The organism is Calothrix sp. NIES-2098 (assembly GCF_963875125.1).
In the GTDB taxonomy this organism is placed as follows: Bacteria; Cyanobacteriota; Cyanobacteriia; order Cyanobacteriales; family Nostocaceae; genus Aulosira.
Genome location: NZ_CAWNKJ010000001.1, coordinates 6,597,909 through 6,609,394, shown reverse-complemented (window position 1 = coordinate 6,609,394; position 11,486 = coordinate 6,597,909). Strand labels below are relative to the sequence as shown.

Below are 11,486 nucleotides of genomic sequence, written 5' to 3'. Positions count from 1 at the left end.
TCGTAATGCAATTGCTAGATTATATACCAACTCAATCACTCAATACATCAGGTGATCGCGTGTTGGGCACACTTCAAGAAATTGCTAGTAAAGTGCAGCTTGAGTCTAACTTTTGTATTCGGCATCCTGACTACAAACCCTTAAAGCTGCCACCCGATGTTGTTTCTCGCTTTCAAAATCTACCGTTGCAACTTCAAACTAAGTATCAAAGTCTACAACTAAGAAGTTTTCTTTACGGCATTTATTACAACGGTTCCCTCCGTAAGGTTTTAGCAGCAGAAGCCGATGCAGGTGAGTTAACGCCTGAGCAAAGCTTAGAGAACAACCGATTTCAGGGCGTAGATCTGAAATTTTACGAGCAGTTGCATAACAGTAATCGGGGAACAGGTTATTTTGACTCAGGTTGGAGAGTGCTGAGACAGGAGGTAGATGGCACTCTAGCAGTAATCAAAGATAATTTAACCCTGCATATTGAGCGAGAACGCCATCTGCGGGTAGAACACCAGTCTGCTGTAGTCGGTAACGATGTTAGCATCCGCTTGCCACGCAATCGCGTTCAAAGTGGCTTTTATATGGCAGTTAGTAATGTGAGTTCGCAAAATCGCAACAATTCAAACGATCCTGAATGTGTGCGAATTTATTTTAACCTCACGCCTGAAGGAGCGATCGCTCTGATGAATGCAATCACCACGCAATTAAATGACATTGCAATTCCCTTCAAATTTAAGGCACTCTATAATCCGTCTGACTACGATCGCTTCGACTCTGCGGTTCTATACAGTGATCAGCAAGATTATGAAGCAATTAGGCAAATGCTTCAGGGGATTTATCTCGAAAATAAATCGCATTTTCAACCAGAGATACCCTTATTCACCAAGTTTCTCGCACCAGGACTGGCACTAGCAGAAGAACCCGATCGCAAATTTGCTACTAAAGAAAGTTTTGGAACGCACCGTTGCCAAATTGTTGCCAATGGCTTACTTCAAGCCCGTGAGAATGGTGATGAGTCTCCAGAGAACCGAATGACTTCGATTTTGCAAAATTTTTCCCGTCTTGGGATCGATGTAAATCATCCTTACTTGAATGCAAACTCTGAAGATATCTACACCACCTTAGAACTATGCTAATCGCTGATTTAGCACCAGAACCTACGATTAAACCCGACAGAGTAAGTGAGCTAAACGCTAGATTTCCAGCGTCAGATTTGCCATTCTACCGTAAGTTGGGGAGAACCGATCTGACAGCGAGCTGTTTGGGTTTAGGAGGTGGAAGCGGTATCTCCAGTGAAGATACGCTATATGCCTTTGAGCAAGGTATTAATTATTTCTTTTTCTCTAGCGATTTACACCACTTTTTGTACAGCAAAATGTCTGATGCGCTGCGGCAATTATGCAGGCGAGGTTCGTCTGTTCGGGAGAATGTGATTCTAGCGACTGTCACCTATAACAAAAGCCCAGAAATGGCACTAGCGGCACTTTTCGATCAGTTTCAAGAACTAAAAATTGATTATGTAGACGTGTTTTTCTGGGGCTGGATTGGCACGGATGATGCTCCCCGCTTTCAAGATTGTATGGAACTTTCCCACGATCTGCGAGGCAGCAATTCAGTGTATCAGCGCAAGATGGAAAGGTGGTTTGGCATATCAGAACGTTTGAAAAAAATGGGTGCCGTTCGCTATATCGGGGCTTCGTTTCACGATCTAGATTTAGCCCGTCAGTGGCTCAATAGTCCGTTGTTAGATGTGGTGATGGTAAGACATAATGTGGCTCACCGCAATGCTCAGAGTAAGATTTTCCAAGATGTAGAGGTTCAAGATTCACAGCGATCGGGCATTGTTACCTTTAAGTCTGCGGGAATGCACACATTTCTGGCAAATGCTCCAGCTCAGTTGCCTAAAGATTGCTGGCAACCGTCTGTGCCCGATTTTTATCGCTACTCTTTATCCCAAAATGGCGTGGATGTTTGCTTGACGGGAATGAAACGACGCAAGGAAATTGATGCAGCGATCGCCAGAGTGCAAAAAGGCAAGTTAACACCTACGGAAATAGATTACCTCAACCTTTACGGTGACTTACATCGCAAACGGTTGACAATACAAGACGTTCCGCGCGATCGCTTAATTTATCAAACTGCTTAAATCAAATCCTCTTGTCTACTCGTTCGGGAGAGCAAAATCATGCAAGAAGTTTTAGAACAAACTGAATTACAAGAAACAATACCGGAAATTCATCCCGCTACAGACGATGAGATTCTGGCTTACTTGCGCAGTTATGGCAAAATTGCTGAAGTTGCTGCACAGGTTGAATATAATACGCACATCCTCAAATTTTGCGAAAAATTTGATATCACCGTTTCTGATGAAGAACTGCAAGCCGCAGGAAATGAATTTAGGCGATCGCACAATTTATTAAGCGCATCCGAAACCCAGACTTGGCTTGATCGGCAACGAATGACAGCAGAAGATTGGACGGAAGGTATTCGCGTCAAATGGCTAGAGCAGAAGTTAAAAGAACATCTGTTTGGCGAACAAGTTGATTCTGATTATTTAAACAACCGTAAACAGTATAAACGGGTGGCGCTCTCCCAAATTCTCGTGCAGGATTTAAACGACGCGCTCAAAATCTTTCAGGCGCTACAAAAAGAAAATGCTTCTTTCTGTGCCTTAGCACTTGAATACTCCCAAGGCAAACAGTCTAAAGACAAAGGAGGGTTTGTAGGGGTGCATTTTCTGCCAAAACTCATGCCAGAAGTTGCAGAGGCGATCGCCAATGCTAATGAAGGTGAAGTTGTGAGACCCATTCAAACGAAACTGGGTTATCACATCATCAGAATTGAAAAATGGTTTCCAGTTCACTTAAATGAATCTCTTCGAGAAGAACTCATAGACTCACTATTTCAAGCTTGGTTACGAGAACGGAATATTTCTTTCCCTCATTAATTACTTAATGATGATGAATAGTTTGGTTGCTCAATTTGGTCAATAGACTCTGGTTGAAATTGAGTAATAACTTCCACCTGGTCTACCTGTTGTTTTAACCAATCTAGAAATAAATTAGAAAGAATTTTCTTATGCAGCGTTTTATCTAACTCCGGTTGAATAATTTCTTCTACTAAAATTAAGTGTGCGCCTTTAGAAGTAATAATTGGTTTTAGCAGTTGGGGTGGAGTCGATGCAAAAATTACAGCAGAAATCTCCGGCTTGAGATCGGTACGGCGTAATTTTCCCCGATATCCTCCACATCGTCGCAGTTCCGTATCTTGAATATATCGATGAGCAACTTCGGGAAAACTCATATCGCCTTCTTGGATGGCATAGAAAAGTTCCATTGCCAAATCTTCATCATCTAAGACAACTTCATACATCACAACTTGCGTGTAATCGAGTTGATGGCTAACAAAAAAAGGCTCAACTTTATCGCCAAACAAATGTTGAGCCAACTTCGAGGAAAGGGCACTAATCCGCACAATCTCTTCAAAATCATCTAAAGATAAGTAATGCTCCTGTAACCATAATTCGGTTGCATCCGCACTCAAGAGGTTATGATTTAATCTAAACGCATCAGCAGTTTCCTGAAGGTCTTCCGGCTCTAGAGTAACGCCAGTTTCCTCAGCCACAGCGTCAATAATTTTGCGATTGGCAATCCCCCTAATCGTTAGAGGCATTTGATAGGAGAGTCTAATCTGTTGAATTAAGTCTTCCTGGGAAATAGCGATAGTTTTTAACATTTCATTACTCTCTATATTGAAACTAAAAGATGAAATTTAAAGCTCTAGTCCCCCTGCTTCCAGCTTCTTAAACGGATCTAAGAGAAAATCAATTACCCGTCTCTGGCGAACAATGACCTCTGCTGTTGCCGTTTGACCGGGAGTGAGCGCAATTTGTTTATCTTTGGTTTGTATATGCGATCGCTCCAGCATGACTTCCAACTCAAAGGTTTGAATCGCACCTTGGGGCGTTTGCGTCATCTTAGAATTTGGTGAAACCCAAGTGACCTGACCTTTGACAATGCCATAGTCCTGGTAAGGATAGGCATCAAATTTAATCTGGACAGGCATCCCGACCTCGAGAAATCCACTTTCTTGGCTTGGCATATCTGCTCTTAATACTAAGAGGACATTCTGAGGCGCAATTTGAGCAACCAATTGACCAGGCTGAACTACGGCTCCGGGTTTCTCAATCGGCAGTTGAAATAAAACCCCATCAATGGGCGAGCGAATTTCGCGCCGCTGCAACTGAAATTTCAGGGCGTTGATTTGTTGTTTGGTCTGGTTAATCTCTCCTTGGAGAGCTACCATTTGTGAATCCAAATCCTTGATTTGTCGCTGAATTCCTAGGAGCGTTAGCTGATTATCGCGCAGCGTACCTTGATACTGCTGCTGTTGCGCTTTCAGTTGAGCTTCAGCCTGTTGCATATCTGAACTGGCTTGATTCAAATTTTCTCTTGTTGTATCTGCGATTCGCTGTTGAGCAACAACCTGCACCTCGGCAACAATACCCTCGCCTACCAAGCTGCGATAGCGCGCCACTTCCTTGTTGTCTCTCGCTAAACGTTCGCTGGCAATATTTTGTTGAGTTTTGCTGTGTTCCAGCTTTTGCCGCGTTTCCTCAATTTTAGCTAGTTGGGCGGCGGCTATGGCTTTTCCCTGCTGTTGTTGGGTAAGCATGGTTCCTCCCTGGAGTTGGTTCTTCACAAGCTGCAACTGGGAGAGCCGATTCATCTGCCCTTCAAGCTTGGCTTGGGCTTGCTGGAGTTCAGTTCGAGTTAAATCAGATTCTAGCTTCACTAAAACCTGTCCCCGTTTGAGAGTTTCACCTTCTTTAACCTTGATTTCTGCCACTTCCCCAGCTACAGGCGCATCCAACTCAAAGGTTTTGCCCTTTGGCTCTAGCTTTCCTCTAGCAGTTCCGGTTTCATCCACCTTGGATAGCATTGCCCAAGGCAGAACGATCGCGGTAAAAATTGCTAACAGGTAAAGCATTCCGCGTGTCCAAACTCGTGGCATGGTGTTAATGGATTCTTCGGTCACAGAAGACCATTCCTCATTCACCCCATTTTGTAAATTCGAGGGACGGGATGAGTCTGCGATCGCAGTATCCAAAGTAATACTCGATGAACCATGACCATTACGACCGTTGCGATCGCTAGGGACATGTCCATTTTGAGGAAAATCATTTGGGATGTTTGACGGGTTGGGCATAGGAACCTCACACTAGTTGGGAAATTGAATGCTTGATTCAACCCACGGCGGTGAGCTGTTGTTGATTGAGATAGAAATAATGACCGCGTTTTGCCATCAATTGATCGTGATTGCCCTGTTCGACTAACACGCCGCGATCGATTACCAAAATCACGTCGGCATTGCGAATGGTGGAAAGCCGATGGGCAATTACAATCGTGGTGCGGTCTTGAGAAATCGCGGTCATGTTGTTCTGAATGATTCGTTCAGACTCCGTATCAAGGCTACTGGTGGCTTCATCAAATATCAGCAAGCGGGGATTGCCCAGTAACGCCCGCGCGATCGCCAGACGTTGCCTTTGTCCACCCGACAGCATTCCCCCAGCTTCACCGATTTGGGTTTCATACCCCATTGGTAATTCTTTGATAAACTGATCTGCGCCAGCCTGACGAGCAGCTTCAATTATGTCTTCCAGTTTCGCTGATGGCTGACTGATGCTGATGTTTTCCCCAATCGTGCCACCGAACAAAAATGTGTCTTGATCGACCACGCCTATTTGCTGCCGCAAGGATTGCATTGAAATACAAGTAATGTCATAACCATCAATCAAAATCTTGCCTTCAGTCGGCGGATACAGTCCTAAAATCAGCTTAGAAATTGTTGATTTTCCGGAACCACTGCGTCCTACCAGGGCGATCGTTTGCCCAGGAAGGGCTTCAAAGGTGATGTTTTCTAAGGTATTCGTCTCACTTTCCGGGTGGTAGCGAAATGTGACTTGCTCAAAGCGAATGTGACCCCGCAGGGGAGGTAAAATTTGCCGGGTCTGGTGTTCTAAATCTTCCTCTGGCTCGGCTTCAATCACGTCATCAATTCGCTCAATGGAAATCATCACTTCCTGTAGCTGGTTCCATAGCTCAATTAGGCGCTGAAATGGGCGGATGACGTTGGTAAGCAGCATATTAAACGCCACTAATTGACCAATTGTGAGTTGATTTTGAATTACTAACCAGGCACCAAACCCTAAAAGAGCAGCAGTCGCAACAGCTTCAATCCCTGAGCTGAAGGTCTGGAGCACAGTGTTAATGACTTGCCCCGAAAACATCATTTTCAGAGATTTATTAAACAGTTCTTCCCAATGCCAGCGCACGCTGCGCTCAATCGCCATCGACTTAACTGTGCGAATACCCGTAAATGACTGGATAAGATAACTGCTCTCAACGGCAGAGGCGTTAAATATGCGTCGAGAGATGCGCTGCAAGAAGGGGGTGGCAACCAGTGCCAATATGACAAAGGGCGGGACGATCGCTAATACCAACAAGCCCAACTTCCAGCTATACCAGAACATCAAAGCCAGATAGACAAAGGAAGTTAATAAATCAAGCCCAATGGACAACGATTGTCCTGCAAAAAACCGTTGAATTTTATGGTTTTCTTGCACGCGGGAAATAATATCGCCTACATAACGCGACTCGAAGAAACGCAGAGGTAAGCGAAAGGCATGGTTGATAAACCCAACAATCAGCGCTAAATCCACACGATTTGCCGTATGGTACAGCAGATATTGCCGCAACGCCGTCATAGCGACTTTGAACAAACCGAAGAGCAGCAAGCCAAGTGCGATCGCCACTAAGGTGAGTTCGCTGCGCTGCACAACTACCCGATCCAATAACAACTGCGTTAACAACGGCGTTAACAGTCCAAATATTTGAATCAGGACGGATGCTAGTATGACCTCAAACAGTACCAACCCGTGGGGCTTAATCAAATCAAAGAACCGCCACACATCGGTCTTGGCTTCATCGGCTTCTGTTAAAAAGGCGGTGGGCTGCACTAATAAGGCATATCCTGTCCAATCGGCGTTGAATTCAGTCCGCTTGAGCGATCGCTGACCTAAAGCCGGATCGGCGACAATCACGCGATCGCCAGTTATCTTATAAACCACAATGTAATGGTTGCCACCCCAGTGAGCGATCAAGGGTAAAGGTTGTCTGGATAAAGCTTTAAAGTCTGCTTTGATGGGACGAGTCGAAAACCCAATGCTTTCGGCGGCAGCAGATAACCCGCGAATCGAAGCCCCGTTGCGATTGATATTGGCTAAATCTCGAACCCGATTGATGCTGAAGCGTTTACCCCAGTAACGACCGATCGTTACTATGCAAGCTGCCCCGCAATCTGCTGCACTCTGCTGTTCATAGAACGGATAGCGCTGGATAATATGTTGCCACCAATGACTAGCTTTAACCTTAGGGCTAGGGAAGTATGCTTTCTGACGTTTTTGAGGAGTTGATTGGGGAGTCTCAGTTAGTGAGGGTGGAGTTACGCCAATCGACCGCGCTTCCTGCTCGCTATCTGTTGTACCTTGTACCTCTTCTGCTTCTTGGGGTGTATCTGCCTGAATTAGTTCTTCCAGTTGGGGCAAATAACGCCTTGCTCTGTCCCACTGGGCAAGGCTTAAAGTATAAATATCAACAGATTCAGTCACCTGCCAGTCGCGCCTTTGGCTAGCAGGCGGCACGGGATAGAAGGTTCCAGGGGAAAGAGTTTGACCGGAGGAGTGTACAATCTCGCCACGACGCAGCAACCATAGCTTTTGCTCAGAGAATAAACTCGCTGGTAGTCTCCCAACCTCGAAATTGTGCTCGTCCAATAATGCCAGCATGTCGGTTAATTGCTCTAGTGAAGCGTCTTTTAGGTGAGCAATCTGTCGGCATAACAGTAATAAATCCCACAGAACTGCCTGATGGCAAAGGTGTTCTCGAATACCAGGATGATGACGAATCAGCGTTTGCAAATCCTCGTTCGGCAGAAAAGCCAATTGCAATTTCAGAGAGGCTCTAGCTTTGTAGGGTTGAAAATGTGCCTTCGGAAACAGCGTTAGTTCACCAAATATTTGCCCCTTTTCCAAGGAAGCAATCAGATTATCATTGGCATACAGCAATCTCACCTTGCCATCTAAAACAAGATAAATTCCTGGCGTGGCATCAACAGATTGCCAGAACGGTTTGCCAGGGCCGGGTTCTAAAAATTCGATTTTTTCTAAACACTGCGTCAACTCTTGTGCTGAAAGTGTTTGCCCCAAGGCACTATTGAGCTGTTGAGCAACTTGTTGTTCGGAAATTGATGATGGAAGCTGAACCATAAGAGCTTAAGGATGAACCTCGATCGGATTGATGAGCAACAAGTCAGATGATTCAGTTGATGCAGGCGGTTGAAGATCGTAAAGTGCAATTTTGAGATCTTTATCTTTACTGACAGCTTGATTAATGCCTTCTTTCACATGAGGCGATCGCGTAGACAGTCCCATTTCTTTAAGTAAACGGTTAATGTGGCGATCGCTAATCTCAATTCCGGTTTCATCTGTCAAATGTTTGCTTAACCACCCTGCTGTCCATCGCTTAAAGGGATAACCATAATCTCTTGGACTATGGCCTACCAGTTCTCTCAAACGCTGGAGATAGCGATCGTTGACTGTATGAGGGCGGCCAATCGGAGATTCATGCCATAGGTGAGCCTTTCCTTTTCTTGCCATCTCTATCCATTGCCGTGCCGTTTTTTGAGAGCATCCAAGTTCCTCGCAAACTTGTGCCTGAGATTTACCTGCATCTGCCAAAAGCATGATTTCAATGCGACGGCGATACTCAGCTCGTCGCTCCTTTTTCATATGTTTCAACAGCAGTTTGCGTTGAAATGACGTTAGGATTTGGCTTTGCTCCTCCACAATTACCCCTCCTTTCAAATTTCCACAAAGCCTATGCAAAGCTTATATAGAAAAACCTAGAATCTGTTCAACTACCCACAAAAGTTTTTCCCTCGCAACTTTACAGACACTCCCTTGACAAGATGTTTTTAATTCCACCAGACACATCATTCCTATAAAGAGGACTAGACAGCAACAAAGGCAGGAAAGAGAACTATTGCAGAAAGTTTCCTACTAGTTCTAAATCTGCTACTTTTTTAACCCGATCTAATTAAAGTGGGATTGTTGCTCCAAAGCCTCTTTCTAGGGACAGCTATTTTGCTTGTCCAGGCTACTCTTTAGGCTGACTAGCAAGGGTGCGCTCAAATTTTGCCAGTAAGATCATTCTCACATCAGTGCTGCTGATTTAGTTAATGCTTGGATATATGTAGATCCTTATGCAGAAGAAATCGAAGCTGCTATCCGAGCAAATGAGGTTGCTTAACAAATAGCGCTTTTAATACTAGAGCAACTTCTACTCCAAATATGCTTTATTGATTGGGATTGCTCATTTACAAGTGCGATCGCATACTCATGGCTAGCTTAAGCTACTCACTGCCATGTAAAATTTTTGTGAGATAAATTTTGACTACCTAAGCCCTAAGTTACCTAGACAACGCCAAACCGTTAGCGCTTTTAATAAAATTATGGTGCAAATTTCTCCATCCCCTTCTGAGATTGAAGCTCAAGCTACAAAAGCTGCTGCTGGGTTCCATACTGAAACAGTTGCATCCGAAACAGTTTCCGATTTTGAGTTTCTGTTTACCAGAGCGATTGAATTTCGCCAAGAAACTATTTACTTCATCATTGTAGACCGTTTTTATGATGGAGATTCCAGTAATAATGAAGGCGCTAATCCAGAACTTTACGACCCCACTAAGCAAAAGTGGGGTAAATATTGGGGTGGAGATTTGCAAGGAATTATTGACAAACTAGATTATCTCAAGAATCTAGGAATTACAGCAATTTGGATTTCTCCATTATTTGAGCAAGTAGAAGCATTACAATTTGATAATGCTGCAATGCATGGTTATTGGACAAAAGATTTTAAACGGATTAATCCGCGTTTCCTCGCTCCTAATGAGGAGAATTCTTTATTTAAAAGTAGCACATTAGATAAATTAATTTCTGGCTTACATGAGCGAGGTATGAAGTTAATTTTAGATATTGTTTGTAATCACAGCAGTCCTGATGTTAACGGTGTCAAAGGTCAACTTTACGAAGATGGGGTGTTAATTGCGGATTATTACAATGATGTTAATCATTGGTATCATCACAATCCAGAAATTACCGATTGGGAAGATGAATATCAATTGCTCTATTACGAAATGTCAGGATTGGCAACTTTTAATGAAAGCAATCCTGACTATCGCCATTATATTAAAACTGCAATCAAGCAATGGTTAGATAAAGGAGTTGATGCTTTACGTGTGGATACAGTAAAGCATATGCCTATTTGGTTTTGGCAGGAATTTAATAGCGATATTCAAACCCATAAACCTTCAGTATTTATTTTTGGTGAATGGGGTTTTAGCAATCCTAGAAAGAGCAGTTCAGTTAAATTTGCCAATGAGTCTGGAATGTCAATTTTAGACTTTGGTTTGTGTGAAGGAATTCGTCAAGCTTTGGCTCAAAATGCAGCAGGGGGATTTCATTTAGTTCAAGATGTTCTAAATCTGGATTATCTTTACAATACGGCAACAGAATTGATTACCTTTATAGATAATCATGATATGCCGCGATTTCAAAGTTTGAATTCCGATCCTGAACTATTGCGATTGGCGATGGCTTTGATTATGACTAGTCGCGGAATTCCTTGTATTTATTATGGCACTGAGCAATATCTCCACAATGATACTAATGGCGGAAACGATCCTTATAACCGTCCAATTATGGAGAAATGGGATACAGCTTCACAGCTTTACCAAGATATTCAATTATTATCTAAATTGCGGCGTTTAAATCCGGCTGTTTCTCTAGGAAGCCATAAGCAGAAATATATTACACCTGATGTATATTGCTATCTGCGGAGTTATCGAGATTATCGTTGCTTAGTAGCGATGAATAAAGGCGATACAATTACTATTGATGTAGAGAATACAGAATTAGAAGATGGGGAATATAACTGTATAGTAACGCAGCGTCAAATAGAAGTTAAAAATGGCAAAATATCAGGCTTAAAGTTAAATCCCAAAGAGTTAATTGTACTGAGTTATTTGGGCGAACGGGTGAAGGGAAAAACGATTGTCAGGGTACAGGTAAATGGTTTGACAACCCAACCTGGTGATACAGTTGTGGTGACAGGTGATTGTCCGGAGTTAGGCAATTGGGATATTAGCAAAGCTTACGCTTTAGAATATATCAATGAAAATACTTGGTTTGGGGAAATACCTTTTAATGAGAGTGCAGGAAAAGCAATATGCTATAAGTATGCTCTGTTGAGAGAGAATCAACCAGCTTTGCGCGAAAATCTAGTTAGCCGTCGCTGGATATTAGTGGAAAAAGGTACAGTTAAATGGCGGGATACTTGGGCGTCCTAATTTACTCTTAAAAAGTAAGATTCCCGACTTCT

At 43.4% G+C, this 11,486-nt stretch carries 8 protein-coding genes and 1 pseudogene; 5 read left to right on the top strand and 4 right to left on the bottom strand.

Features of this window, described 5'->3' with window-relative positions:
* Positions 1-5 precede the first annotated feature (5 nt).
* The 3 genes from AACU33_RS27655 to AACU33_RS27645 are packed head-to-tail and all read left to right on the top strand — an operon-like array spanning position 6 to position 2,938.
* A complete protein-coding gene (locus AACU33_RS27655; protein ID WP_096592804.1) occupies positions 6-1,127 on the top strand; it encodes a T3SS effector HopA1 family protein in 1,122 nt (373 codons plus the stop codon).
* Positions 1,121-2,137 (top strand): aldo/keto reductase, encoded by a 1,017-nt coding sequence (locus tag AACU33_RS27650; RefSeq protein WP_096592802.1) that lies wholly within the window; start codon positions 1,121-1,123, stop codon positions 2,135-2,137. The genes AACU33_RS27655 and AACU33_RS27650 overlap by 7 nt, the downstream gene beginning before the upstream one ends.
* A 39-nt stretch (positions 2,138-2,176) precedes the next feature.
* A complete protein-coding gene (locus AACU33_RS27645) occupies positions 2,177-2,938 on the top strand; it encodes a peptidylprolyl isomerase (protein WP_096592799.1) in 762 nt (253 codons plus the stop codon).
* Here the strand turns inward: AACU33_RS27645 and AACU33_RS27640 are convergent.
* The 4 genes from AACU33_RS27640 to AACU33_RS27625 are packed head-to-tail and all read right to left on the bottom strand — an operon-like array spanning position 2,935 to position 8,896.
* On the bottom strand, positions 2,935-3,726 hold the full coding sequence (locus tag AACU33_RS27640) for a peptidylprolyl isomerase (RefSeq protein WP_096592797.1): 792 nt from the start codon (positions 3,724-3,726) through the stop codon (positions 2,935-2,937). The genes AACU33_RS27645 and AACU33_RS27640 overlap by 4 nt on opposite strands.
* A 36-nt stretch (positions 3,727-3,762) precedes the next feature.
* Positions 3,763-5,199 carry an HlyD family efflux transporter periplasmic adaptor subunit gene (locus AACU33_RS27635; protein ID WP_096592795.1) on the bottom strand — a complete coding sequence of 479 codons (1,437 nt, stop codon included), beginning with the start codon at positions 5,197-5,199 and terminating at the stop codon, positions 3,763-3,765.
* A gap of 37 nt (positions 5,200-5,236) precedes the next feature.
* Positions 5,237-8,317: a peptidase domain-containing ABC transporter gene (locus AACU33_RS27630; protein ID WP_096592792.1), complete on the bottom strand. Its 3,081-nt coding sequence runs from the start codon at positions 8,315-8,317 to the stop codon at positions 5,237-5,239.
* Positions 8,318-8,323: 6 nt separating this feature from the next.
* Complete coding sequence (locus tag AACU33_RS27625; protein WP_445291767.1) at positions 8,324-8,896, bottom strand: helix-turn-helix domain-containing protein; 573 nt, start codon at positions 8,894-8,896, stop codon at positions 8,324-8,326.
* A 358-nt stretch (positions 8,897-9,254) separates the two neighbouring features.
* Here AACU33_RS27625 and AACU33_RS37645 point away from each other — a divergent pair.
* Both AACU33_RS37645 and AACU33_RS27620 read left to right on the top strand, forming a co-directional pair.
* Positions 9,255-9,359, top strand: a pseudogene (locus tag AACU33_RS37645) (DUF433 domain-containing protein); the annotation flags it as partial.
* A 202-nt stretch (positions 9,360-9,561) separates the two neighbouring features.
* Positions 9,562-11,454 (top strand): alpha-amylase family glycosyl hydrolase, encoded by a 1,893-nt coding sequence (locus tag AACU33_RS27620; protein ID WP_096592787.1) that lies wholly within the window; start codon positions 9,562-9,564, stop codon positions 11,452-11,454.
* Positions 11,455-11,486 lie beyond the last annotated feature (32 nt).